Below are 25,337 nucleotides of genomic sequence, written 5' to 3' on the forward strand. Positions count from 1 at the left end.
ATATACCCCATAGAAACGCACGGCAACAAAAAAGAAGCGCGAGCAGATGCCCGCGCTCCCCTGCGCTTGAGTATGAAGGGCGCTTACGCCTTCTCGACCTGAATGGCGCACACCTTGTATTCCGGTGCGGCGCAGATGTTATCGAGGGCGGCGATGGTGAGCCAGTTGCTGTTGCCATCCTGGAAATGGAACGGCATCCACGTCTCGCCCACGTTCGTCTTATCGGACACGCGCGCGGTCGAGGTGATTTCGCCACGACGCGAGAACACGCGCACCTTGTCGCCATCGGCAATGCCGCGTTCGGCAGCGTCCTTGGTGTTGACCTCGATGAACGAAGAACCGCAGATCTCGTTCAGACCCTCGGTGCGAGCCGTCATGGCGCACGCGTTGTACTGGTTCAGGATACGGCCCGTCATCATGATGAGCGGGAAGCTCTCGTCGGGCTGTTCCTGCGACGGACGGTATTCCGCAACCGAGAACGCACCCAAGCCGCGCGTAAACTTGCCCACGTGCATGATGGGCGTACCCGGATGGTCGGGGCCCAGGCAGGGCCACTGCAGACCACGACCGGCAACTTCCTCGCTGTCGAGGCGCGCATGGCTGATGCCCGCGAACGACGGCGTGAGGCTAGCAACTTCGTCCATAACCTGCGCCGACGTAACCTGGGGCTGGTTGTAGCCCATGCGGTTCATAATGTCGACGAAGATGTCGATATCCAGGCGCGAGCCTTCGGGGCCTTCCACGGCCTTGCGAATGCGCTGCACGCGACGCTCGGTATTCGAGAACGTGCCTTCCTTTTCCACGTAGGCGCGACCGGGCAGGATGACATCGGCGTACTTGGCCGTTTCCGTCATGAACAGCTCGCTCATCACCAGGAAGTCGAGGCTCTGCAGAGCACGGATGACATGGTTCGTATCGGGGTCGGTGCGTACCGGGTCTTCGCCGAAGATGAACAGGCCCTTAACATCGCCCGCAATGGCGGCCGGGAACACTTCCGTGGCGCGCAGGCCCTGCCAACGCGGCAGTTCGACGCCCCAGGCCTCTTCGAACTTCTTCACGGCGTCTTCGTTGGTAAGCTTCTGATAGCCCGTGAAGTCGGTGGGCAGCGCACCCATGTCGCAAGCGCCCTGAACGTTGTTCTGGCCACGAATGGGGTTCACGCCGCAACCGGGCTTGCCCAGCTTGCCGCAGAGCATGGCCATGTTCGACATCGACATAACGCCTTCAGTGCCCGTGGAATGCTCGGTAACGCCCAGGCAGTAGATGATGGGGGCCTTTTCGGCGGACGCGTACAGGCGGGCGGCCTGGATGAGGTCGCGTGCGTCGATGCCGCAGATTTCCGCCACGCGCTCGGGCGTGTAGGAAGCCACCATCCGGCTGAACTCTTCGAACTTCTCGGTGCGCTGCTCGATGAACTCGCGATCGATGAGGCCCTCTTCGATCATGATGTGGGCCATGCCGTTCGAGAATGCCACGTTCGTGCCGGGGCGCAGCTTCAGGTGGATATCGGCCTTCGAAGTGAGGCCAATGTTACGCGGGTCGACGACGATGAGCTTCGTACCCGATTCCACGGCCTGGCGAATCTGCATGCCCAGCACGGGATGCGCTTCCTCGGGGTTGGAACCCACGAGCATGATGACGTCGACGCCCTTCGTGATATCGCGAATGGTATTCGTCATGGCGCCGGAGCCGAGCGTGAGGGCGAGGCCCGCAACGCTGGGGGCATGGCACACGCGTGCGCAGTTGTCGACGTTGTTGGTGCGGAACGCGGTGCGTGCCATCTTCTGAAGCATGTAGATGTCTTCATTGGCGGAACGCGCGCAGGCAAACGCCGCAAGCGCCTTGCCGCCGAAGGTATCGCGCAGCTCGGTGAACTTGGACGCAACCAGGTCGAGCTCCTCATCCCACGATGCCTCGCGGAACTCGCCCGTGGCGCGGTCCTTGATGAGGGGCGTGGTGAGGCGGTCGGGAGACTGGGCGAAGTCGAAGCTGCCCGAGCGGCCCTTCACGCACAGCAGGCCATTGTTGGAGGGGCCCTTCGCAACACGCGTGTCGACGATGCGACCGTCTTTCACAACCAAGTCGTACTGGCAGCCAACGGCACAATGGGGGCACGTGGTGCGCGTGTACGTTACCTCGCTGGCATTGTAGGCGCGCTTGCGAAGCTCGGTGAGGGCGCCCGTGGGGCACGCCTCGGCGCAGTTGCCGCACGACTCGCAGTCGGTGGCTTTCCAATCGGGGCCGAACGGAGCCAGGATCGTGGAGCGCACGCCCTGCTTGCCAGCCACGAGCGTATGGTTGCCAGCACGCTTGTTGCAGGCGCCCACGCAACGCTGGCACTGAATGCACAGGTTGGGGTCGTACGCCAGGAACGGATTGCCCTCGACGACGGGCTTTTCCTCCTTGGTGGCCACTTCGAATTCCGACGCTTCCACGCCGCACTCGCGGCAGACCTTGGCGAACTCGGTCGCCTGGCCGTCGGGAGCCTGCAGGGCAGCCTGGCCACCATTGGCCAGGATCAGAGACAGCGCGGTGCGGCGGGCGGCCATGACGCGCGGCGAGTTCGTGGTAACGACCATGCCCTCTTCGGCAGGCGTGTTGCAGGCGGTAACCAAGCGGCCCGCGCCTTCGACCTCTACCACGCACACGCGGCAGGAGGCGATATCGTTCGTACCCCTCAGGAAGCACAGCTTGGGAATGCGAATACCCGCCTTGTGGGCGGCGGAGAGAATGGTGTCATGGGACGAGCAGGAAACCTGCTGGCCATCGATAACCAGATTAATCAATTTCAACACGTCCTCCCACGAGCGTACCGCAGCCGAAGTGATCGCAACGCAGGCAGCGACCGCACTCCTGAACGGCTTCTTCCTTGGTCATTTCGACCTCTACGGCATTCCAATCGAGCTTGCGTTCGCGCGCGGGGCGCTCCACCACTTCCACGCGACCGTATTCGGTGAGGTCGTTGGGAGCCGCGGGCGGAACCTCCACGCCGCAGTCGAGCGTATGGTGGAATCCCAGGTACTCGTCGATGTTGCGAGCGACGACCTTGCCGGCGGCGATGGCCATGATGACCGTCTTGGGGCCCGTCTGGCAGTCGCCACCCACGAACACGTTGGGATGGCTTTCCGTCTGCAGCTCGGCGCTAGTGGCGAAGCAGCCGCGATTGGCCTTCAGGCCGAATTCCTCGAACGGCGCGGAAACGATGTCCTGGCCGATGGCAACGAGGATGAGGTCGGCGGGAATGCGCACCTCGGGCTTGTTGGCAGCCACGGGAGCAGGACGACCGCGCTTCACGGCGCTGATCATCTGGGGCTGCGTGATAAGGGCGACGCAGTTGCCATCTTCGTCGGTTTCGACGGATGCGGGCGACTGCAGCATGAGCATTTCGACGCCCTCTTCGATGGCACTGTGAACTTCGGCGTCGAGGGCCGTCATGTCCTCGAGCCTACGGCGATACGCAACCGTGACGCTGGCGGCGCCGGCGCGCACCGAGGAACGAGCGGCGTCCATGGCCACGTTGCCACCGCCGACGATGACCACGTTCTTGCCCTGCATGTCGGGGAACGTGGGGAGGCCGGCATGGGCGAGCGCATCGATGGCGGGAATGATGCCACGTGCGCCAGCAGCGCCGGGAATGTCGAGCGTACGGCCCTTCTGGGCGCCAATGGCCACGTGCACGGCGTCGAACGACTCGGCGATTTCCTTCATGTCTTCCGCGGTGACCGTGGTGTTGTAGCGCACCTCGATGTTGCCGACGGACAGGATGGCCTTCACGTCTTCGTCGAGACGCTTGCGCGGGAAGCGATACGGCGGAATGGCGTAGCGCATCATGCCGCCCAGTTCGGGATGCGACTCGAACACCGTGACCTTATGACCCATGAGGGCCAGGTAGTAGGCGGAGGTGAGGCCGGCGGGGCCACCGCCGATAACGGCGACGCTGCGACCCGTGTCGGGGTTGCGCTTCGGCGTGGGCACGGCGTCGGCAGGCAGGTTGTCTACCGCGTATTTCTTGATGCCGCGGATGTTGATGGGGGCATCGAGGAGCTTGCGACGGCAACGCGTCTCGCAAGGATGCTCGCACACGAACGCGCACGCCGTGGGGAACGGATTGTCCTTGCGGATCATGCCGATGGCGCCCGCGAAATCGCCCTGGCCCGCCAGGGCCACGTACGCCGGCACGTTCACGTGCGCGGGGCACAGCGTCTCGCAGGGAACCGTCTGCTCCACATCGGAAAGGCAGCTACGCTCGTTCACATGGCTGGCGAACTCGTCTGCGAACAGGTCGAGGCCCTCCAGCACGGAACGGGCGGCCTCGTAGCCGATGGCGCAGTCGGAGGAATCGGCGATAACCTCCGCGAATGCGCGAATGCGCTCCAGGTCTTCGGGAGTGGCTTCGCAATCCAGCACTGACTGGACCATCTTGGCCAGTTGGGGCAGGCCATCGCGGCAGGGAACGCACTTTCCGCACGTCTGGGCCGCCGACGTCTGCAATAGCGATTGAACAACTGCCACGGGGCACATGCCCGGCGGCGTAGCCTCAGCACGGCGAGGGAATTTCTGCACAAACTCGCCGATACGCGCATCCGCATGAGCGTGCGCGCCGAACTTTACTGTTGACATACATCTCCTTGCATAACCGCTTCTCGTCTTGCGCGGATGCATGCGCTTCGCGGCATCTCGCGTTACCGTAATTGTACCGACCACCCCATCGGGCTAACACCCCATCGCGCAAAAGCGTTTCTTTCCCCTAATAACTACACGTCCGCCGCATCGACATGTAACACAATCGAAACATTGGCCGACAAGCACAAAAATGGCGCCGCTCCAAGACGGAACGACGCCAAAGGACGGTATTTCGGGCAGCTGGCGCTACACGGCGAACACCAGGGTGCAAATGCTCAGGAGCACCGCGCCGAACACGAGGGTGAACACCATCATCGGCCAGACGAACCTGAACCAATGGGACATCTTCATGTCCAGCATCTGCAACGTTGCCATGATCAGGCCCGTAGGCGCGATGTAGAGCATCGCGTACTGGCCGAACTGGTACGCGGCAACGATGATCCAGCGGGGAATGCCCACCGTGTCGGCCAGGGGCGCGAAGATGGGCATGCTCAGCACGGCCAGGCCGCTCGAGGAGGGAACCACGAAGCCGAGCACGAAGAAGATGAGCAGCAGCGCGATGATGAACACGGGGCCGCTCATGCCGGCGACGATGTTGCTGGCGCTGTAGAGCATCGTGTCGCTGATGAGGCCGGAATTCAGGACGTAGTTAACGCCGCGGGCCAGGCCGATGATGAGGGCGACGGGAACCAGGCTGGAAGCGCCGGTGCTGAACGCGTCGACCATCTTGGCCTCGCCAATGCCCTGCTTGCCGCAGCCACCGATGAGCATAACGGCGATGGCCAGCGTAACGAACTCGGCGGCCATCTGCGGGAACCACCAGCCCAGGCTCATAACGCCCACGATCATGATGATGAAGGCCGCCACGAAGATGCACAGGACGATCTTCTTGCGGGCGGAGAACACATGCTGCTCCCCTGCGCCGTCTTCGAGCTTCCACATGGCATTGAACTTGGCGCTATCCTCGTAGGCGTAGCCGAACTCGGGGTTCGCCTTAACCTTCTTGCTGTACCAGTACAGGTACAGGATGTACACGATGGATGCCACAATGAGGCCGAACAGGCGGATGCCGATACCCTCGGTGAACACCGTGCCTGCGGCATTGGAGGCGATAACGGCCGAGAACGGGTTCACGGTCGAGAACGTCGTGCCCACGGAGCTGGCCATGAAGATGGCGCCCACGGTGACGATGGAGTCGTACCCAAGCGCGATGAACACGGGTGCCAGGATGGGATAGAAGGCCACGGCCTCCTCTTCCAGGCCGCACATGGTGCCGCCGAAGATCATGAAGCAGGACACGCCGAAGACCAGCAGGAACTCGCGCCCCTTGGTCTTGCGCGTGAGGGCGCTCAGGCCGCTCTCGAACGCCCCCGTTGCCTTCACGGCACCGATAAGACCGCCCAAGCACAGGATGAACACCATGACGTCGATGCCGTCTATAACGCCATACACCATCGCATAGGGTATGTCGGTGAAGGGGAACGGATTCTGCTCGAGGCTCTCATACGTTCCCGGGATGCTTACCGCCTTCGTGATGGCGCCAGACGTGAACTGTTCGATATCGATTTTTACGCCAAGTTCGTCGAGCGTTTCCTGCGTTGCGTCAAGCTCGACGACCTCCCCCGAAGGGGCCGTCATTTGCAGCATGCCCGTGTCGGTATCGTAGAGCAATTTGCTATACTGACCCGCCGGCACGAAGTACGTGCACAGGGCCGCGATGATGGTCACCGCGAACAAGATGGTGAACGCGGACGGGAAACTGAACTTGCGCTTCCCCTTGTTCCGCTTTGCCTTCGTTTCAGCTCCTTCCATAGGCGCCGAAACAGATGCTGCTCCCTCAGCCATGCTTCCTCCTCTACTCGAATAAACGAGCATGGGCTCATCCGCACATTCGGACTCCCGGGCACATGCTCGCTATCGGCACAACGCCGATACCGCAACTTTTGCATTAGGAAAAAAGAGCGCCCAGATGTAGAAGAGTCGCTGCGCAGATGTATTTCGTGACTAAATCTGCCCGCGCGCGCATACACCATTAATAAACCGCAGCTCACGTCACCGAATAGCCCGCAGGTACAAGCGCGCTATCCGGCAATGAGGTATAGAATGAACCACGCTAAACGGCACGACGTCATGAGGGATGAGAGAGAGGCTTGGCGCGATGCTTACCGTTTTGTTCTACTACACGCTCAGCGTTATGTTCGTGTATATGATGGCCTCGGCAACGAGCCTTTCGGCGTATTTCGTCTCGCACCGAAAGCCGTTCCTCTTTCTCACCATCTGCTTCATTTTCTACTTCATCGACGTGTCGCTCGTGTTCAAGGACGACTTCATCACGCCCACCGAAGTGCTGAACGCATCCTCGTTTTGGGACGTTGGCAACCCGCAGGCAACCATCGTCACGGGAGCGGGCATGTTCTACTTCCTATGGCGCGCCATTTGCAGCTACCTGGGCAAGGAAAGCAGGGCGCTCACGGTGGTCCCCATCGTCGCGTATGCCATCGCGAGCCTTATCGCTTTTAACGTTATCGGAAACGTGCAGGCGCGCGAGTTCTGCTTCTATTCCATGCGCGAGATTCTGCTATTCTGGATGATGGGCGTCATCGCCTACTGGTTCGCTACGGGCGACGAGGTAATGCGCTCGGCCCTGAAGCGACACAAGGTCACATACTGGGTCTCGCTGGCCTGCACCGTGGGCATCGTGCTGGAAAACGTCTACGTCCAGCTGATCTTCGATCCGTCCACCCTACCCGACGACATGTGGTTCTTCAGCGAGCGCAGCCCCATGGAAAACATGCTCTTCCTCTGCCTGGCGCTCACGACGATGCGCTGGGCGGGCGAAACGCTTCACCTGCGCTACGACGCGCCTCCCGAGCGCGAGGACGAGGCCATGGAGGAATCGATCGAGCGCGTGCTGCCGCTCTACGCCAAGAAGAACTGCCTCTCGAAGCGCGAGTGCGACGTCATACGCCTCATCGTGATGGGGAAAGACAACCAGAACATCGCAAGCGACTTGAACCTGGCGCTTTCGACGGTGAAGGTGCATGTGCACAACATCCTGAAGAAGACGGCCCAGCCCGACCGCCATTCCCTCGTACGCGATTTCTGGAGCGCCTAGGACGGGGCCCGCGAGAAATAAAAAAGCGTCGTATGGAAACGACGCTTAGTAGTCGAACGGAATGCCCTTTGCTCGGGTAATGTGAGAGATAGCAAAGGCCCGGCTGCATTGAGCGAAAAGGAGGGCACAACGCGAATGCCGCCGTTCTCGTGAGGCGTATATTGCCCCTCATTCGCTCACTTTGCAAGCATGTTTGCAAATTTTCACGGTTTATAACGGTTTATTTGAATAGAATCCTCACGATTATGGGCAGGGCGTGAATATTTTGCCCCGCTAAGGCCGCATGAGCGCATAAAAATGGCGCGCATCCCATCGGACACGCGCCAGAGTGCGGCCACCCTGCGAAGACGGCTTATGCAATGAAACTACTGCGCGGAAGCATTCGAAGCGGGAGCGCCTTCCCCGCCCTGCGATGCGTCGGCGCCGCGACTACCCAGGAAAACGCTCTGGAGCACGTACCCCAAGGCATACATGAACGCGAGCACGCGCACGATGCCGCCAACGAACGGAATCGCGCCCACCACGCCGACGATTGCGCCACCCGCCAGGGCGCACTTGAAGCGACCCATCTTGGGGAACGCGAGTTTGAAGATGGAAGCCCCCAGGAAGCCCTCGGCAACGATCGTGAGGGCAATGAGGGCCAACGTGAGAGCCCCAGCCACTGGCAGCGTCACCACGAGCGCGCACAGCAGGATAACCGCCACAGGAGCCACCACGGCGCCGATGACGCCCGTTCCCACCATGGCACCCGTGCGCTCGCGCATCATGCGCGCCGCGCCCAGGGTATGGCGGCGGAACAGCCACTCGGCCAGAAGCGCCACCACAATCGTGGAGACGACGGACAGGAGGGCAAGCACGATGAACATGCCGGAAAGCATGCCAGCGAACACGGCACCTGCCGCGCCGGCAACGCCCGCATCGTTACCGCGATCGATGCGCGTGAATTCCAAATTGCCCACCGATGCTTCAGGCGACACCACGGGATCGCTGGAAGCGTTGACGTGGAGCGTGCCGGCAATATGGGCGTTCGGGCCCACTTCCACCGAACCGGCCTGCACGGAGACGTCGCCCGTTACCTCGCCGTCGATGTAGACGCGCCCGGCGTACACGACCATGTTGGAGCACAGACCGCTATACGAGAACGACTCGCATGAGGCGGCGATGACGTTCGCACGGCTCTGGCGAATGTCGATGCTCTGAGCCGCTACCGTGATGTTCTGCACCACCGACGTGTCGGCGATGTCGATGCTGCGGGCCGCGGCGCGAACGCTGCCGAGCACATCGCAATCGAGCAGCGCGATGCTATCGCCCGCACCCAGATAGTCGTTGCGAAGCGATTCGCCCTGCAGGCACATTTCCTGCCCCGCCCAGACGTAGTCGTTGCCCAGCAGGGGCAAGCCGCTCGAATCCGCCTTCACCACATCGGAAAGCGCGCCAGCCGCTTGCTCGTCGGCAAGCGCCGTCCCCGGACGCGCCGCCATAGCAATTACAACCGCAATCGCGGCCAGAAGCACCACAATGGCAATGCGATGCCCTCCCCGTTCAATCTTGACCATAGTCCCTCCTACTCCATGCCGCGCGAAGTGCCGTCATTCAGCAACGCGCAGCGCCCATGTACTCTACGGGCGAACCCGCATCTCAATTGTACACAACTTAGGAAGGAGTTCCCATCTTACAATGCAAAACGGGGCCGCGCGCGAACGCGACCCCGCCTCTGGGAGGGATGGTTCCTGCTTACAGGATCAAGCCTACAGTTTGGCCAGATCGCGGCCGAGCAGCCAGGGGAAGCAGCCGCACGCTGCGCCCAGGTTCTGGCCGGGGAACCCAAAGTTGTACGAGTTGGCGTAGAAGTCGCCAATCATGGAGCCAACGTTGTACAGGCCCTGGATGGGCGTGTCGTCTTCCTCGCACACCTGCATGTCGGCATTGGTGCGCAGACCGCCCATCGTGGAAAGGAACGTGGCGCCCACCGTCTTGCCGGCATAGAAGGGGCCGGTCTTGATGGGATGAAGCAGAGAGGGGTTGACGTGGAATTCCTCGTCCATGCCCTGCTCGGCGTACTTGTTGTAGGCTTCGATGCTCTTCTTGGCCTCGGCGGTGTCCAGACCGTCCAGCTTGGCGAGCAGCTCGTCGATGGTATCGGCCTTCACGTAGCTGCCAGACTCGACGTTCTTGTCCCACATGGCAATCATCATCTCGGGAGTGGATTTCGGAATGCCATTCACTTCGCCAACCGTGCAGCCCAGGCCTTCCCACTCTTCCTGCGTGTAGGCATAGGCGGTATCCCAGATGCCATACGCGGTCTGGTCGGGAAGCTGCAGCTTCGCATACGCAGCGTAGGCGAAGTTGGTGTTCTCGTTCATGAAGCGCTTGCCGTCGGAAGCCAGGTTGATGCCACGGAAGTTGTCGACGACGCACATCGCAGGGCCAAGGCCTGCGCCGTTGATGGCGCAGGGGTTCGGGAACGTGCGCTGCCAGGCGGCGCCTACCCACAGGCCCATGCGCTGGCCGATGCCATCCATCAGGCCGCTGTAGTTCATCTCGACGTCGTAGTCGGGCTCGCCGAACATCAGCTGGTCCTTCATCTTCTCGTACGCCCAGGGGCAGTAGCGAGCCATCATGTCCTCGTTCTTGGAGAAGTCGCCCGTGGCGAGGACAACGGCCTTCTTGGCCTCGAACTTCACGAAGTTGCCGTTGGCGTCCTTGGCGATGACGGCGGAGACGCGACCCTTGTTGTCGTTCTCGCGCACCAGGCAGTAGGCCTTGTGCTGGAAGTAGATCTTGCCACCCAGGTCGTCGGTGAAGGTGTCGGCATACGCCTGAGCGATCAGCGGAGCGCCGTAGAACACGCCCAGGGGCTGGTCGGCGTTGAAGAAGTTATGCGAAGCCGCAGGAGAGGACATGACTCCATCGGGGTCGATGTACTCGGGCTCCAGCGAGCAGGAAAGGCCCTTGGCGGCCATCTTGTCGATCATCCAGTCCATGAACGCGCCGGAGTTGGCTTCCCAGCGGGACCACTTGCGCATATCGCAGAACATGGTGGCGGCGAGCTGCTCGATCATCGTCTGCTCGCGACGAGCCTCGACGCTATCCTCGATGCCCATTTCCTTCTGGTACTTCGAGCCGATGGCCTGGTTCGAACCACCGCGGCCAACGGCCTTGGTGCCAGCGGAGACCACGATGGTGTCGCAACCGGACTCGGCGGCGGACACGGCGCAGCACATGCCGCTCACGCCCGAGCCAACCACGACGACGTCAGCGGTATACGTCTGGGAAATCTCGTTATCGGCGGGCATTTCGGGAGCAACCTCGAAGCTCCACGTCACTTTCTTGGCAGCGGAAGCCGTCATCTGCTCGCCGGAAGCGGCAGCCGAGGACTTGCCGCCCGCATTCGGAGACGAGCAGCCGGTCAGGCCAGCGCCTGCAGCCGCGGCAGCGCCCATAGCGGCAGCCGCGCCCGTAAGGAATCCCCTTCTCGAAATCTGTTCCATACCTAAGTTCCCTCCTCAAGGTAACTGAGATGCGGGGCACTCCCTTTCTTTCGCCCCGCGAATTCATAGCGCATGCTAGACCAACCGTCACCACGATTTCTTCACCCGTTGTCCATGTTTTCCAGAATCACCTAATCCATGTGAAAGCATTACCTGGGGCAATGTAAATAATCACCCATTAGCCGAACGGAGCGCATCGCATATGCGATAATCACAACGCGCTTTTCCATGGGAGGGATTCGCGCACGCGCGGCCGCCGTCGCGGCCATGCGGGGGTTTCAATCGTCCAATCGGACGACCTATCGGAGGGACAAGTCGATGCTTCAGAGCAAACCGCGCTTCTGGGCAGCCGTGGCGGGCTATGCCTGCTTTCTCGCGCTCAATTCGTTCTCGCTTTGGGGATTTACGTTCCTACCCCGAACCCTTCTGGGAGTCGACGCCGCCGACACGTGGCGCACGGCCCTCTCGATAGCCAACATCGTCACGTTCTTCATCCTGGCAAGCATCGGCACGCGCAATCGCCGCTTGGCCGAAAAAGACATCCTGCTGTTCGCGACGCTCACCGTATCAGCGGGCCTCATCCTATTGCTGGGGCAGGTGTTCGCGCCTGCCTTCGGGTTGGCGCTCTGCTCTGGCGCATGCCTGGGTGCGGGCACTACCCTGCTCTTCTTCAGCTGGATACGCATCTTCGCGAATATGGGCGCGCCCTCGTCCAAGAAGATCCTCGTGTTCGGATCGGCGCTTTCCTTCATCCCCTTCTCCGTGTACCTGGCCACGCCCAGCGAGGGCATCCTGTTCGCGGTGTTCGTAATGGCGTTCGCCACGCTCGTGCTGCTGTATTGCACGAAGGGCACAGCGGAGCACGGCGAAGCCGCAGAAACGGTGCGCCGCCCCACGCGCACCATCGCCCAGCAGCTCTTCAAGCCGTTGCTCTGCATCGCCATGATTGGATTTATCGCGGCCATTATCTCCAGCATCACCATCACCGGAGTTTCGCCCGTCCAGCCGCTCGATTTCACGCAGCAGGCGCTGCTCATCCACCTGGAGAACATCGCGAGCGCATCCATCATGGGCATCTGCTGGCTCGCGTTGAAGAAGGACCCGTCCATCACCGCAGCCTACACGGTGGTCTTCCCCATCATCGCCACCACGATGCTGCTGTTCGCGGTGCTGCCCCAGTCGCAGCACACCATGCTCTCGTTCCTCAGCAGCTCGTTCTTCGTCGTGTTTTCCATGGTCGTTCCCATGCAGAGCATCGAAATCGCGAACAGCCGCAACCTTCCCATCGACTTCGTGTACGGCCTGATGGCCGGCACGCTCTACCTTACCGAAGGCGTCGCGAGCATGCTCAGCCGCACGCTGCACCAGATAGTCACCAGCACGACGCAGCCACTCGTGCTCATCTTCCTGCTTCTCTACGCATGCTCGCTCGTGATGTTCTTCGTGCTGCATAAGCAGAAGGATGCGCCAGGCAAGCAAGCGCAATCGGCCAGCGAGCAATCCGCCGACCCCGAGCGCGACATACTGAAGGAAAAGGCCGAAAGCCTGGGCAACGCCCATGGCCTCACCACGCGCCAGATCGAAGTGCTCAACCTCGTGGCCCATGGATACGACGCTCCCAGCATCGCCAAGAAGCTCTTCATCAGCGAAAATACCGTGCGCACGCATCTGAAGCGCATCTATTCGCTGCTCGACGTACACAGCAAGCAGGAAATCATCGACAGCCTGAACGCCGCATAGCCCAACTGCGTCACATACCCCAAGAGCACGCGCCCGAGTCGGCATCACGACTCGGGCGCGCTTCTTTGCCGCCTGAGCAGCAAGCTGAAACGCCCCACCTCGTGCAAACAGAAGCGCCTCCCCGAGGGGAGGCGCTAGGCAATCTATGCAACTGGGCACTTAGAGAATGCGCAGGTTGACTTCCTTCAGCTGACGCCCGGAAACGACGTTCGGGGCACCCGTCATCGGGTCGGCGGCGCTGCTCGTCTTCGGGAAGGCGATGACGTCGCGGATGCTGTCCTTGCCAGCCAGCAGCATGCAAAGGCGGTCGAGGCCCAGGGCGATGCCGCCATGCGGAGGAGCGCCCAGCTCGAGCGCATGCAGCAGGTGGCCGAACTTCAGCTCGAGGTCTTCCTCGGAAACGCCCACGCGACGCAGGATGCGCTTCTGCAGCTCGGCGTTGTGAACGCGGATGGTGCCGCCGCCAGCTTCGAAGCCGTCCATAACGAGGTCGTAGCTGTAGCTGCCCACTTCCAGCGGAGCGGTTTCGATCTTCTCGATGTCTTCCTCGGGAATCATCGTGAAGGGGTGATGCTCGGCAGCGTACTTCTTTTCCTCGGGGTCGTAGTTGAACATCGGGAAGTCGACGACCCACAGCAGGGCGTGGCCACTGCGGTCGATGCCCAGCAGGTCGGCCATATGCAGGCGCAGGGCAGCCAGAACGGCGTTCGCAACGGCGAACGTGTCGGCGGCGAACAGGAGCAGGTCGCCGGGTTCGACGTTCATGGCCTTCTTGATAGCCTCGTGCACTTCCTCGCCCAGGAACTTGATGATGGGGCTCTTTTCCTTGCCATCGGTGGTGTAGGCGATCCAGGCCATGCCCTTGGCGCCATTGGCGGCAGCCACGTCGGCGAGCTTCTCGATGTCGCCGCGGCTCCAGTCGCCTGCGCCCTTCGCGTTGATGGCCTTGACGATGTTGCCAGCTTCCACGGCCTTGCTGAACACGCCGAAGCCACAACCGCGCACGATGTCGGTGAGCTCGACGAGCTCCATACCAAAACGCGTGTCGGGGCGATCGCAACCGAAGCGGTCCATTGCCTCTTTCCAGGGCATGCGCTGCAGCGGGAAGGAATGCTCCACACCCACGGCGGCCAGAACCTCGGCCATGACGTCTTCCATCATCTGCAGGACGTCGTCGCGGTTCACGAAGCTCATTTCGATGTCGACCTGCGTGAACTCGGGCTGACGGTCGGCACGGAGGTCTTCGTCGCGGAAGCAGCGCGCAATCTGGTAGTAGCGCTCGATGCCGCCGCACATGAGCATCTGCTTGAACTGCTGCGGGCTCTGGGGAAGCGCGTAGAACTTGCCGGGATTGGGACGGCTGGGAACGATGTAGTCGCGGGCGCCTTCGGGCGTGGAGTTCGCCAGGATGGGCGTTTCCACTTCCAGGAAGCCGCGGGCGTTCAGGGCGCCGCGCATAGCCTGGGCAACCGTGTGGCGCAGGAAGAGCGACTTGTACATCTCGGGACGGCGGAGGTCCATGTAGCGCCACTTCATACGCGTGGTTTCGTCGGTCTCGATGCCGTCTTCGATGGAGAACGGAGGCGTAACGGAGGTGTTGAGCACCTTGATGGAGCTAGCGAGCACTTCGATGTCGCCGGTGGCCATATTGGGGTTTACGCTCCCCTCGCCACGTGCGCGCACCGTGCCCTTGACCTCGATGACGAATTCGCGGCCAAGATGCTCGGCAACATGAAACTCTTCTGCCGTGACGCAGTCGGGGTCGAAGACGCACTGCGTGTAACCGTCGCGGTCACGCAGGTCGACGAAAATCAGACCGCCATGGTCGCGGTTATGCCATACCCAACCGGTAAGCACGACCTGCGCATCGACATCCGCAGCGCGCAGTTCGCCGCACGTGCGGGTGTGCATGCAGTATTCGTTCTTGAAATCTGCCATCTTGCCTAATGCTCCTTGTTACCAATCCGAATCGCGCGGCCAACCCGCGCGGGACTATTCGCAAACTAAAGCATTGTAGCGCATAGGCACGTTGCAAACCGCGAATGCGCGGAATAGTCGTAAATGCCTACGAGGATGACAGAATAGGCGCCTAGCGAACGGCGGACACCAGGTCGTCGAAGGCAACGGGCTGCTGCTCGTGCGTGGCCATGTCGCGCAGGCTGACCTCGCGGTTGGCGGCTTCATCGGGGCCCAGCACGGCCACCTTCGTGGCACCCAGCTTGTCGGCAAGCTTGAACTGGCTCTTCAGGCTGCGGTTCTGATGGTCGATTTCCACCGAGAGGCCGGCATCACGGCACTGCTGCGCGAGCATGAAGCCCGCAGCGCGCGTGGAATCGTCGACGCAGGCGATGAACAGGTCGCATGCCTTCTCGCTCGTGGTTTCCACGCCCGCAGCTTCCAGCGCGATCTTGCAGCGCTCATAGCCGATGGCGAAGCCGAAGCCCGGGGCGGCCTTGCCGCTGACCTCGCGCATGAGGCCGTCGTAGCGACCACCGCCGCCAATGGCGCTCTGGGAGCCCATGCCCTCGATATCCACCTGGATTTCGAACACGGTGCGCGTGTAGTAATCGAGGCCGCGAACGAGCGTTGGGTCTTCGATGTAGCTTACGCCCGCAGCATCGAGGTAGGCCTTCACCTGCTCGTAATGGGATTTGCAATCGTCGCACAGGGCGTCGGGAATCTTCGGAGCGCCCTCCATGATGGCGCTGCACGCCTCTTCCTTGCAGTCGAAGGCGCGAAGCGGGTTGAGGTCGGCGCGACGGCGGCAATCCTCGCACATGTCGGCGGCGTGCTCCTCGATGTAGGCACGCACCGATTCGCGATACGCAGGACGGCACGACTCGTCGCCCATTGAATTGATGAGCAGGCGCATGTTTTCGCGCGGCAGGCCGATTTCCTCGTAGAAGCGCATGAGCATGATAATGCCCTCGGCGTCGATAGATGGCGCGTCGGCGCCAATGCACTCAACGCCTACCTGGTGAAACTCGCGCAGGCGACCCTTCTGCGGGCGCTCGGCGCGGAACATCGGGCCCGCATACATGAGCTTGGCGGGGGCGCCACCCTGAGGCGCCAGGCCATGCTGCGCAATGGCGCGAACCACGCCGGCCGTGCCTTCGGGACGCAGGGAAAGACGGCTCTTGGAGCGGATCTTGCCGCCCTCGAGCAGGGTCTTCAGGTTGTTACCCGAAATGGCGGTGAACATTTCCTTGCCCACCACGTCGGTGGATTCGCCGATGCCGCGCACGAAGAGCTCGGTCTGCTCGAACAGGGGCGTCTCGATGGGCTCGTACCCGTAGCAGCTGAACACGCGCGCTGCCGTATCCACGAAATGACGGTAAAAACGCTCGTCGACGGGAAGCAGGTCTTCGGTTCCCTCGGGTTTCTGGATTGCCATGGTGGCGCCTTCCTTGCTCTACGCATGCGGCCGCGCTTCCGCGCGGCCCGCCGCCCTGTTCGGGACGATTGCACGTTATCGAATGATTGTAGTTCGGCATTCTACCATCCGCGGATGCGCGGAAGGCGAATTCCACTAGAACACGCTACCACCCGACGAAGACCCGCCCGACGTGGCGCCGGAAAGGTCGAACGCCGAATACAGGTTCATCACGTCGGATGACGAGCCCATGAGCATGAGCACGACAAGATCGATGGCAAAGCCGATGAGCATGCCGATCACGCAGTAGCGCAAAGCCTGCAGGCGCCCACCACGGCCAGGCGAAACGAACAGCAGGATGATGAAGCTGAAGATGCCCAGGAAGATGCCCATGCCCACGCAGGCGATCTTCATGAGGGGACTAAGCTCTACGGGTGCGCCGCCATCGTTTCCAAACGGAGGCATAAACGGCCCCTGCGGCCTGTCTTCGGCACGCCAGTCGGCTGGCGGTTCGGGTGCTCCCTGGGAAGCATGAGGCGCGCTTTCCCGCGCAGGGGAAGCGTCATCGGGAGAAGGCGCCTCCGTTGGCTGCGTTTCCTGCTTGCCCTCGCCCTGGTCCCCCGTCTTCATGTCTTCCGCCATAGCCATCCGTTCAACTCGTTACTGTATAGACAATGCATCAGGATAGCTTACCAGCCGGCAACGACACGCATCATTCATCGTTTCGTAAGAATCGCCATTGGGTTTCCCAAGACGCCATCGGAAGGGTTACGCCCTGTTGACACATGAAAAAACAGATGGACGAAACACCGGTTGGCCCGTATGGTGTCAATCATGAAAAAATCCGAAGCGCTCAACATACTCGGGCTCCAAGACGGAGCCACCGACGACGAGGTCAAAGCGGCCCATCGCCAGAAGATCCGGGAAAACCACCCCGACAAGTTCACCGACCCGGAAAAGAAGAAGTCAGCCGAAGATGCCACCAAGCGCATCAACGAGGCGCGCGACGTGCTTCTCTCCCGCAAGTGGGACCCAGAATTCGGCCCCCGCGCCGGCTATGCGGGCACGTACCAGCATCCCTATGGCGGCTCTCGGGGCGGCAGCGCCCAGCAGAACCCCTTCGCTGGGCAGCCGTTCACCTACGTCTGGACCAGCTGGGACGACATCGGAACCAACCGCAGCGGCACGCAGGGCGCCGACCCCTTCGACTTCGTCGACTTTTCGAGCGTCTTCACGCAACGCCCGGTGAAAACGGCGGCGGAAGAAGCCGCCGAGGCGAAAGAAAACCTGAAGCGCACGAGCATCCTCATTGCGGTAAAGGCTGCCATCCTGGGGCTTTGCGCTGCCTTCGGGGGCGTAGCAACGGGCATGTTCGTCTACCTCATCGCCACCATCCTCTTCGCCGTGAGCCGCGAAGTGCGCGGTTGCTCGAGCATCCTGCTCATCCCCTTCATCATCTTCTTCGGGCCGCTCATCATGTTCCTCATGCCCGGATTGGGCGCCAGCATCGGCATGGGCTTGCTCGTGTTCTTCGGCATCGCCGTGGCCTACGACATCGGCACGCTGCGCCGCCTCATCGAAACCTGGCGCACCACGAAAGAGAAGGCGAAGGTCGCGCGCTAACCGTTCGCGCATGCAGAGTGGCGTTTTTCCGCATACGCGCGCGTATGCGCGAGGGCCCTCTTGCGCACGATATATACTTGCTGCATTCACCCCATTCACGGACGGAAGGCAGCTATGGCATCTTTGACCGAACTCCTGAAGAGCAACCCCTATCCGGGGCGCGGCATCGTCGTTGGAAAAGACGTCGTCTACTACTTCATCATGGGTAGGAGCGAGAACTCGCGCAACCGCGTGTTCACCGCAACGAGCGACGGCATTCGCACCGAAGCGCACGACCCCGCGAAGCTCACCGACCCGAGCCTGATCATCTACCATCCCGTCCGCAAGATCGACGGCGCCCTGGTCGTTACCAATGGCGACCAGACCGACACCATCGCCAACGCCGGCGATTTCCGCGCCGCCCTGGCCACGCGCGAATACGAGCCCGACGCTCCCAACTTCACCCCGCGCATTTCGGCCATCATGTACGACAACGGCTCATTCGAGCTGTCCATCCTCAAGCACAAGAGCGGCCGCTGCCTGCGCGAGTTCTTCGCCTACGAAGGCGTCGACGAGGGCAAGGGCTACTTCATCAGCACCTATCAGGGCGACGGCAACCCCCTGCCCACCTTCGCGGGCGAGCCCATCGAGGTCGACCTGCCCACCGCAGACGAAGTGTGGGAGGCGCTGAACCCCGACAACAAGGTTTCGCTGTACGCGAACGTGCACGGCGATGTGCGCATCTTCAACAAGAACCTGGGCGACTAGACGAGAGGAACCATCATGCAGGAATGCGAACTCAAATACGGTTGCAATCCGAACCAGAAGCCCGCGCGCATCTTCATGCGCGACGGCAGCGACCTGCCCATCGAGGTGCTGAACGGTCGCCCCGGCTACATCAACTTCCTCGACGCCCTGAATTCCTGGCAGCTCGTGAAGGAGCTGTCCGAGGCCACGGGCCTGCCTGCGGCGGCAAGCTTCAAGCACGTCTCCCCCGCCGGCGTCGCCCTGGGCACCGAGCTCACCGACCTGGAAAAGAAGATCTACTTCGTGGAAGACGACGCGGAACTCACCCCCGCTGCCTGCGCCTACATCCGCGCTCGCGGCGCCGACCGCCTCTGCTCCTACGGCGACTGGGCAGCGCTTAGCACCACGTGCGATGCGGCAACCGCTGCCTTCCTGAAGGGCGAAGTCTCCGACGGCATCATCGCCCCCGACTTCACGGAAGAAGCCCTGGAAATCCTGCGCACCAAGCGCAGGGGCACCTACAACGTCGTGAAAATCGACCCCACCTACGTTCCCGCAACCCAGGAATACAAGGACGTCTTCGGAATCACGTTCGAACAGGGTCATAACTTCTTCGAAATCAACGACGAACTGCTCGACAACATCGTCACGAAGAACAAGGAGCTTTCGCGCGAGGCCAAGAACGACCTCATCCTGTCCCTCATCACGCTGAAGTACACGCAGAGCAACTCGGTGTGCTACGTGAAGGACGGCATGACGATTGGCGTAGGTGCCGGCCAGCAGAGCCGCATCCATTGCACGCGCCTGGCAGGCGACAAGGCCAACAACTGGTGGATGCGCCAGCACCCGAAGGTACTGGGCCTGCAGTTCGTCGACGGCATCAGGCGCCCCGCGCGCGATAACGCCATCGACGTGTACACGTCCGACGAATACATGGACGTCCTTGCCGAAGGCGCCTGGCAGCAGACGTTCAAGGTGAAGCCCGAAGTGCTCACCGCCGAGGAAAAGGCCGAATGGATTGCCAAGCTCGACGGCGTGAGCGTGGGCAGCGACGCCTTCTTCCCCTTCGGCGACAACATCGAGCGCGCCCGCAAGAGCGGCGTGCGCTACGTGGCCGAGCCCGGGGGCTCCATCCGCGACGACAACGTCATCGAAACGGCCGACAAGTACGACATGGTCATGTGCTTCACCGGCATGCGCCTGTTCCATCACTAGGATCGAGCGCTCAAGCGCAACAAGAAAGCCGCCTCACACGAGGCGGCTTTTTCATGCCCTCATTCCGAAACACGCAGCTTATCGACCCAAGCTTGCATCATGCTTGTCGCGCGCCGCCTGGCTGTAGCGCTCGCGATAGCGCACGTCCACGAGCTCCGCCACGATGGCGATGGCAAGTTCGGCAGGCGTCTTCGCGCCGAATTTCAAGCCGATGGGGCGCTTCACGCGCTCCCACTGCTCGTCGGTGATGCCCTGCGCCTTGCACAGCTCGTAGACGGTATTGTTCTTGCCGGCGCAGCCCATCATGCCCACGTAATGCGCGTTATGGCGCGTAGCCCACAGGCAGCCCTCGGGATCGTGCATATGCCCGCGCGTGAGCACGCATACGTAATCCGCGGGAGAAGCCTCGAGCTCGAACAAGTCGTCGAAGCTACTCAGCAAGATACGCTCGGCCCGCGGAAAACGATCCTCGTTCAAATACGCCGCATCATCGTCGACCACCGTAACGCGGAAGCCCACATGGTGCGCAAGCGCCGCCACTTCCGCAGCCGCATCGCTCGCCCCCAGAAGCCATACGCGCACGCTGCCGAACAACGGCACCGAGCACCAAGTTAGCCCCTCGAACTGCTCGGTATGCATGGAAGGACCGCGCGTGACGTCCTTCATCTGGAACGTATCGCGCGGGGAATACTCCCACGACGCCACGATTTCCTTCGCATCGCTGCAGAAGAACACGCCGCTTTGCCCATTGGCCGAACCCTGTTCCCCGTACTTCTTGGTCACGTTGTTATCGGTATTCGCCTGTGCGGCCGTGGCATCGTACACGACCTTGAAGCCAAGCCAGGCAAGCTCGCCCGCGCGCACCGCGTCGAGCGCTCGTTCGAACGTGGGTATATCGTCGCTCGTGAGCTCCTGGGCAATCGCCTGCGCCGTTGCAGGCGAAATATGGGGATTGCCTTCCGTGGCCTGAACGCTAAAGCAGGCAAACGCCTCTTCGCTGAGCTGCGGAGTCTCCCCCGATTTCAGTGCTTCGATAATTTGCAGCAAGGTTTCCTCGCGCATCGATCCCTCCTCGTGCCATGTACCTATTCTTGTTGAAGGATAACCCTTCCGCCTCTCGCGTCAAGCGGAAAACGAAAAGGGCGGCAGGGCGAAGCCGAATGGCCGCCCCACCGCCCTATCAGGCGTATTCGCTAGCGCTTACGCGTTGGCAATATGGACCTTGCGGTCTTCCGTGACCGTGATGTCGCCCGCCGCCAGATGCGCCAGAACCCACGGATAGAGCTCGTGCTCCACTTCGTGAATGCGCTCTTCAAGCGTATCGAGCGTGTCGTCTTCGCACACGGGAACGGCGCGCTGGGCGACGATGGGGCCCTTGTCGTATTCGGCGTTCGCAAAATGAACCGTGACGCCCGTAACCTTTACGCCCGCGTTGAACGCATCCTGGATGGCATGCGCGCCCTTGAAGCTGGGCAGCAATGCAGGATGCAGGTTCAGCACGCGATCGGGAAACGCGTCGAGCACGATGGGGCCAAGCATGCGCATGTAGCCAGCCATAACCACGTATTCGGCACCCGCGTCGCGGAATTCCGACACGATGAGCGAATCGGCCACGGCGCGGTCGGCGTACACGTCGCGATTCAGGGAAACCGTGGGGATGCCCGCTTCAGCCGCACGCTTCAAGCCGTACGCGTCGGGACGCGAGGAAATGACCTTCACTACCTGCACGTTGAGGTTACCCGCCGCCACTTCGTCGATGATGGCCTGCAGGTTCGTGCCGCTACCGCTAATGAGAACGCCGATCTTCAGGGGCTCTGCCATGATTTACTCCCCGTCTACTTCGTACATGTCGCGGTCGCTCGTGCGCGCTTCGGGCGCAGGAGCCTCGGGAGCAGCGGGCTGCTCTTCGTCGGCGGGAAGCTCGGGGAACAGCGCTTCGGCATTCTCGTAGCGCACGACGCCCGTGCCTTCCACGATTTCGCCCACGCGGAACACGCGCTCGCCAGCAGCTTCCAGGGAAGCCTTCACGGCATCGGCCTGGCTCGGGTCGACGATGAGCACCATGCCCAGACCCATGTTGAAGGTCTTCAGGGCCTCGGTTTCATCGAGCTTGGCAGCGCGGCACACGAACGGGATGATGGGCTCCATATCCCACGTGCCCACCTTCACCAGGGCGTCGACGTTCTTAGGCAGCGCACGGTTCAGGTTCTCGGTGATGCCACCACCCGTAATGTGGGCCAGGGCATGCACGGCACCAGGATTAGCCTCGACGGCGCCACGGACCTGCTTGACGTAGATGCGCGTGGGAGCCAGCATGGCGTCCTGGACGCTCTTGCCGCCCAGGCTAGGACGCGGCAGGCGCACTTCGTAGTGCGTACGGCCCTCGATGCACACCTTGCGTGCCAGGGAGTAGCCATTGGAGTGCAGACCGCTGGAAGCCAGGCCCAGCAGCACGTCGCCCACCTTCACATGCTCGGGGTCGAGCATCTTGGGGCGATCGACCACGCCGACGCAGAAACCGGAAAGGTCGTACTCGTCGGGGTCCATAACGCCAGGATGTTCCGCCATCTCGCCGCCGATGAGGGCGCATCCGGCCTGCTTGCAGCCTTCCGCGATGCCACTCACCACTTCGGCAACCGCTTCGCTCTTCAGCTTGCCGATGGCGATGTAATCGAGGAAGAAGAGCGGTTCGGCGCCCGTGGCCAGGATATCGTTCACGCACATGGCAACGAGGTCGATGCCCACCGTGTCATGCTTGCCGGCGAGCTTGGCAACCTGCAGCTTCGTGCCCACACCGTCGGTGCCGGAAACGAGCAGCGGATCTTCCATGTCCTTCGCAGCGGCGATGGAGAACAGGCCGCCGAAGCCGCCGATGTCACCCACGACCTCGGGGCGATACGTGCCATGAACGGCTTCCTTGATGGCATCCACCGCACGAGCGCCCTCGGCGGTGTCGACGCCGGCCTGGGCATAGGTAACCGTGTCTTCCGCCACCCAGCTCGGCATAGCGGGGGCGTCATCGGCGTGGGCCGCGCTCACGGTAATTCGTTCCGTCATACGTATAAGCTCCTAACTTATCGAACTGGTCTTGTGGCGATTCTTCTCGAAAAAGCCCTTCTCCTGAAGGGGCGCGGGGATTTCCGTAACGTATTCGCCCGAGAAACAGGCGTCGCAGAACCCGGGATGGTCGACATGCACCGCACTGTGCAGGCCCTCGAGCGAAATGAACGCCAGGGAGTCGCAGCCAATGAACTCGCACATCTGCGCGTTGTCCATATTCGCGGCGATGAGCTGGTCTTGCGTGTCGGTGTCGATGCCGTAGAAGCACGGCCAGAGCACCTCGGGGGAAACAATGCGCAAATGAACTTCAGAGGCGCCCGCGTCTTTCAGCATGGAAACGAGCTTCTTGCTGGTATTGCCACGCACGATGCTGTCGTCGATGACGACGAGGCGCTTGCCGGAAATAACGCTGGGCAGCGGATTGAGCTTGATGCGGATGGCGTTCTGGCGCATGGCCTGCGTGGGCTGAATGAACGACCTGCCCACGTAGCGGTTCTTCACGATGCCATCGGCGTACGGAATGCCGCTTTCGACGGCATAGCCCATGGCCGCGGGAAGGCCCGAGTCGGGAACGCCGATGACGAGGTCGGCATCCACGGGAGCCTCCCTTGCCAGGATGCGGCCCATGTCGCGACGCGACTGATAAACGCCCTGGCCATCGAGCACGCTGTCGGGGCGTGCGAAATACACGTATTCGAAGATGCACGATGCGCGCTTGCCGGCAGGAACACCCTGCTCGCTATGCATGCCATCGGCGGAAAAGCGAACGATTTCGCCCGGTTCGACGTCGCGCACGTATTCGGCGCCCACGATGTCGAGGCCGCAGGTTTCGCTGGCCACGACCCAACCGCCATTGGCGAGGCGGCCAATGCACAGCGGACGGATGCCATTGGGGTCGCGGAACGCGTACAGGGAAACGGGCGTGGCAACCACCATGGCGTAGGCGCCCTCGAGAATCTGCATCATGGCGCGGATACCGTCGCGCAAATGGTGCGTGCGCTTCGTTTCCTGGCCGATAACCTTCGCGGCGACTTCGCTGTCGGTGTTGGAACGAAGGTCGATGCCCTCGCCCACCAGGCGGGCGCGCACGGAACCCGTGTTCACGAGCGTGCCGTTATGCGCCAGCGCGATGAGCACGTCGTCGATGGCGGAAATATGCGGCTGGGAGGATTCCCATCCGCCACCGCCAGCGGTGGCATAACGACAATGCCCCACGGCAACGTTTCCACGCAGAGCCGAAAGGGCATTCTCATTGAAGACCTGAGTTACCAGGCCAAGGTCTTTGTACACCATCACCGTTTCGCCATCGCCCACGGCAATGCCGGCGCTTTCCTGGCCGCGATGCTGCAACGCCTGCAAGCCAAAGCACGTGAGACGCGCTACGTCTTCACCGGGAGCGAATACACCAAATACCGCGCAGGCTTCCTCGAGCCTGTCCGGACGCTCGCCCGGCATGACGCTTGTACTCATGCACCCTCCTTCGCAGCGTTTTTCACCGCCGCTGCGTCTTGATTGGTTTCACTACCGCTATTATCCGCATTTGGAACGGCAGTATCGACAACTTGCGAAAACAATACAGCACGACCATTGGTTTCCTGGTAGTCGCACGTCGAAAACGAGAATAGTTTCGTAACGCTGGCCGCATTGGGGAACCCGGACGCCGGTTCTACCACGCTGCGGTCGATCTTGTCCTGCACGTACTGGGTGCATGCCTCCGATGTGGGGAAGTCGGTTTCCACGATGGCATCCCACCCGTCGGTGAGCACGAGCGAGAACGCCTTGCACTCGTAGTTCATCGTGGGCGTGAGCACGTAGATGGTCTGATGCGAATCGAAGAAATCCTGGTGGATGTAGTCGTCGGAAAGCACCGCGAACATCGAGCCGTCGCGCATGTGATGCCCGTAGAGCACGTTGTTCTGGCTGGCCATGTTGGGCTTGTCGAGCACATCGAGGAAGATCGTGCCGCCGCGCGCGGCAAAGCCCTCGCCCTCGCCGAAATCCTTATGCAGGTATTCCTCGTTGTCGGAGCCCTGCACCACCGGGTAGTTCACGTTCGTATCGGGGATGTACACCCATGCGACCACGTCGGGGTTCACCGAGCGCAGGTAATCCCAATCGACCGTGAACTGCGCGAGCGTGGACGCTTCCTTCTTTTCCGCCGTGAATGCGTTCGAGGCGATATCGTCGTAAGCCTTGCTAGCCGACCAATAGCCCCACACGATATACGCGAGGGCGCCAGCGGCCACGATGAACACCGCAAGGGCAACCCAGAAGACGATGCCCCAGATTCCCCGTTTCCGCTTCTTCTTTTCCTGCGATTCCTGCATTTCCTGCGACTCATCGCCTGCATGCTGAGCCATGCGAACCTCCT

General features: G+C 61.7%; 18 protein-coding genes. 5 read left to right on the plus strand and 13 right to left on the minus strand.

Annotated elements, in window-relative coordinates:
- Positions 1–83: 83 nt before the first annotated feature.
- The 3 genes from fdhF to AC04P6_RS07360 all read right to left on the minus strand — a co-directional run bounded on the left by fdhF (position 84) and on the right by AC04P6_RS07360 (position 6,468).
- Positions 84–2,786 (minus strand): formate dehydrogenase subunit alpha, encoded by a 2,703-nt coding sequence (gene fdhF / locus AC04P6_RS07350; RefSeq protein WP_475566013.1) that lies wholly within the window; start codon positions 2,784–2,786, stop codon positions 84–86.
- Entirely contained in the window at positions 2,779–4,620 is a 1,842-nt protein-coding gene (locus AC04P6_RS07355) for an NAD(P)-binding protein (protein ID WP_475565971.1), read from the minus strand. The genes fdhF and AC04P6_RS07355 overlap by 8 nt, the downstream gene beginning before the upstream one ends.
- Before the next feature lie 249 nt (positions 4,621–4,869).
- Positions 4,870–6,468, minus strand: coding sequence for a YfcC family protein (locus AC04P6_RS07360; RefSeq protein ID WP_475565972.1), 1,599 nt, complete (start codon positions 6,466–6,468; stop codon positions 4,870–4,872).
- Between the two features lie 292 nt (positions 6,469–6,760).
- Here AC04P6_RS07360 and AC04P6_RS07365 point away from each other — a divergent pair, with 292 nt between their 5' ends.
- Positions 6,761–7,738 (plus strand): LuxR C-terminal-related transcriptional regulator, encoded by a 978-nt coding sequence (locus AC04P6_RS07365; protein WP_475565973.1) that lies wholly within the window; start codon positions 6,761–6,763, stop codon positions 7,736–7,738.
- 365 nt (positions 7,739–8,103) lie between these two features.
- Here the strand turns inward: AC04P6_RS07365 and AC04P6_RS07370 are convergent, their stop codons facing one another.
- Entirely contained in the window at positions 8,104–9,294 is a 1,191-nt protein-coding gene (locus AC04P6_RS07370) for a hypothetical protein (protein ID WP_475565974.1), read from the minus strand.
- Positions 9,295–9,486: 192 nt separating this feature from the next.
- Positions 9,487–11,229: an FAD-dependent oxidoreductase gene (locus AC04P6_RS07375; protein ID WP_475565975.1), complete on the minus strand. Its 1,743-nt coding sequence runs from the start codon at positions 11,227–11,229 to the stop codon at positions 9,487–9,489.
- Positions 11,230–11,547: 318 nt separating this feature from the next.
- Here AC04P6_RS07375 and AC04P6_RS07380 point away from each other — a divergent pair, with 318 nt between their 5' ends.
- A complete protein-coding gene (locus AC04P6_RS07380; protein WP_475565976.1) occupies positions 11,548–12,969 on the plus strand; it encodes a helix-turn-helix domain-containing protein in 1,422 nt (473 codons plus the stop codon).
- A gap of 159 nt (positions 12,970–13,128) precedes the next feature.
- Here the strand turns inward: AC04P6_RS07380 and aspS are convergent, their stop codons facing one another.
- The 3 genes from aspS to AC04P6_RS07395 form a co-directional block, all read right to left on the minus strand.
- Entirely contained in the window at positions 13,129–14,907 is a 1,779-nt protein-coding gene (gene aspS / locus AC04P6_RS07385; protein WP_475565977.1) for an aspartate--tRNA ligase, read from the minus strand.
- Between the two features lie 151 nt (positions 14,908–15,058).
- Positions 15,059–16,363, minus strand: coding sequence for a histidine--tRNA ligase (hisS, locus tag AC04P6_RS07390; protein ID WP_475565978.1), 1,305 nt, complete (start codon positions 16,361–16,363; stop codon positions 15,059–15,061).
- Between the two features lie 135 nt (positions 16,364–16,498).
- Positions 16,499–16,972, minus strand: a complete 474-nt coding sequence (locus AC04P6_RS07395) for a hypothetical protein (protein ID WP_475565979.1) — start codon at positions 16,970–16,972, stop codon at positions 16,499–16,501.
- Positions 16,973–17,176: 204 nt separating this feature from the next.
- Between AC04P6_RS07395 and AC04P6_RS07400 the strand changes: the two genes are divergently transcribed.
- The 3 genes from AC04P6_RS07400 (at position 17,177) to AC04P6_RS07410 (ending at position 19,906) form a co-directional block, all read left to right on the plus strand.
- Positions 17,177–17,965 carry a DnaJ domain-containing protein gene (locus AC04P6_RS07400; protein ID WP_475565980.1) on the plus strand — a complete coding sequence of 263 codons (789 nt, stop codon included), beginning with the start codon at positions 17,177–17,179 and terminating at the stop codon, positions 17,963–17,965.
- A 114-nt stretch (positions 17,966–18,079) separates the two neighbouring features.
- A complete protein-coding gene (locus AC04P6_RS07405; protein WP_475565981.1) occupies positions 18,080–18,712 on the plus strand; it encodes an IMP cyclohydrolase in 633 nt (210 codons plus the stop codon).
- A 15-nt stretch (positions 18,713–18,727) separates the two neighbouring features.
- Positions 18,728–19,906 (plus strand): phosphoribosylaminoimidazolecarboxamide formyltransferase, encoded by a 1,179-nt coding sequence (locus AC04P6_RS07410; RefSeq protein WP_475565982.1) that lies wholly within the window; start codon positions 18,728–18,730, stop codon positions 19,904–19,906.
- A gap of 78 nt (positions 19,907–19,984) precedes the next feature.
- Here the strand turns inward: AC04P6_RS07410 and AC04P6_RS07415 are convergent, their stop codons facing one another.
- The 5 genes from AC04P6_RS07415 to srtB form a co-directional block, all read right to left on the minus strand.
- A complete protein-coding gene (locus AC04P6_RS07415) occupies positions 19,985–20,968 on the minus strand; it encodes an XdhC family protein (protein ID WP_475565983.1) in 984 nt (327 codons plus the stop codon).
- 138 nt (positions 20,969–21,106) lie between these two features.
- Positions 21,107–21,727 (minus strand): phosphoribosylglycinamide formyltransferase, encoded by a 621-nt coding sequence (gene purN / locus AC04P6_RS07420; protein WP_475565985.1) that lies wholly within the window; start codon positions 21,725–21,727, stop codon positions 21,107–21,109.
- A 3-nt stretch (positions 21,728–21,730) separates the two neighbouring features.
- Entirely contained in the window at positions 21,731–22,963 is a 1,233-nt protein-coding gene (gene purM, locus AC04P6_RS07425; RefSeq protein ID WP_475565986.1) for a phosphoribosylformylglycinamidine cyclo-ligase, read from the minus strand.
- A gap of 12 nt (positions 22,964–22,975) precedes the next feature.
- On the minus strand, positions 22,976–24,436 hold the full coding sequence (gene purF, locus AC04P6_RS07430) for an amidophosphoribosyltransferase (RefSeq protein WP_475565987.1): 1,461 nt from the start codon (positions 24,434–24,436) through the stop codon (positions 22,976–22,978).
- Positions 24,433–25,326: a class B sortase gene (srtB, locus tag AC04P6_RS07435; protein WP_475565988.1), complete on the minus strand. Its 894-nt coding sequence runs from the start codon at positions 25,324–25,326 to the stop codon at positions 24,433–24,435. The genes purF and srtB overlap by 4 nt, the downstream gene beginning before the upstream one ends.
- Between the last annotated feature and the right edge of the window lie 11 nt (positions 25,327–25,337).

This window comes from Denitrobacterium sp. (assembly GCF_056180635.1).

What these genes read in the sequence shown, in the direction of transcription:
- AC04P6_RS07355 (WP_475565971.1), bottom strand. Translation starts at nt 4,620, where the DNA reads ATGTCAACAGTAAAGTTCGGCGCGCACGCTCATGCGGATGCGCGTATC.
- AC04P6_RS07360 (WP_475565972.1), bottom strand. Translation starts at nt 6,468, where the DNA reads ATGGCTGAGGGAGCAGCATCTGTTTCGGCGCCTATGGAAGGAGCTGAA.
- AC04P6_RS07365 (WP_475565973.1), top strand. Translation starts at nt 6,761, where the DNA reads ATGAGAGAGAGGCTTGGCGCGATGCTTACCGTTTTGTTCTACTACACG.
- AC04P6_RS07370 (WP_475565974.1), bottom strand. Translation starts at nt 9,294, where the DNA reads ATGGTCAAGATTGAACGGGGAGGGCATCGCATTGCCATTGTGGTGCTT.
- AC04P6_RS07375 (WP_475565975.1), bottom strand. Translation starts at nt 11,229, where the DNA reads ATGGAACAGATTTCGAGAAGGGGATTCCTTACGGGCGCGGCTGCCGCT.
- AC04P6_RS07380 (WP_475565976.1), top strand. Translation starts at nt 11,548, where the DNA reads ATGCTTCAGAGCAAACCGCGCTTCTGGGCAGCCGTGGCGGGCTATGCC.
- aspS (WP_475565977.1), bottom strand. Translation starts at nt 14,907, where the DNA reads ATGGCAGATTTCAAGAACGAATACTGCATGCACACCCGCACGTGCGGC.
- hisS (WP_475565978.1), bottom strand. Translation starts at nt 16,363, where the DNA reads ATGGCAATCCAGAAACCCGAGGGAACCGAAGACCTGCTTCCCGTCGAC.
- AC04P6_RS07395 (WP_475565979.1), bottom strand. Translation starts at nt 16,972, where the DNA reads ATGAAGACGGGGGACCAGGGCGAGGGCAAGCAGGAAACGCAGCCAACG.
- AC04P6_RS07400 (WP_475565980.1), top strand. Translation starts at nt 17,177, where the DNA reads ATGAAAAAATCCGAAGCGCTCAACATACTCGGGCTCCAAGACGGAGCC.
- AC04P6_RS07405 (WP_475565981.1), top strand. Translation starts at nt 18,080, where the DNA reads ATGGCATCTTTGACCGAACTCCTGAAGAGCAACCCCTATCCGGGGCGC.
- AC04P6_RS07410 (WP_475565982.1), top strand. Translation starts at nt 18,728, where the DNA reads ATGCAGGAATGCGAACTCAAATACGGTTGCAATCCGAACCAGAAGCCC.
- AC04P6_RS07415 (WP_475565983.1), bottom strand. Translation starts at nt 20,968, where the DNA reads ATGCGCGAGGAAACCTTGCTGCAAATTATCGAAGCACTGAAATCGGGG.
- purN (WP_475565985.1), bottom strand. Translation starts at nt 21,727, where the DNA reads ATGGCAGAGCCCCTGAAGATCGGCGTTCTCATTAGCGGTAGCGGCACG.
- purM (WP_475565986.1), bottom strand. Translation starts at nt 22,963, where the DNA reads ATGACGGAACGAATTACCGTGAGCGCGGCCCACGCCGATGACGCCCCC.
- purF (WP_475565987.1), bottom strand. Translation starts at nt 24,436, where the DNA reads ATGAGTACAAGCGTCATGCCGGGCGAGCGTCCGGACAGGCTCGAGGAA.
- srtB (WP_475565988.1), bottom strand. Translation starts at nt 25,326, where the DNA reads ATGGCTCAGCATGCAGGCGATGAGTCGCAGGAAATGCAGGAATCGCAG.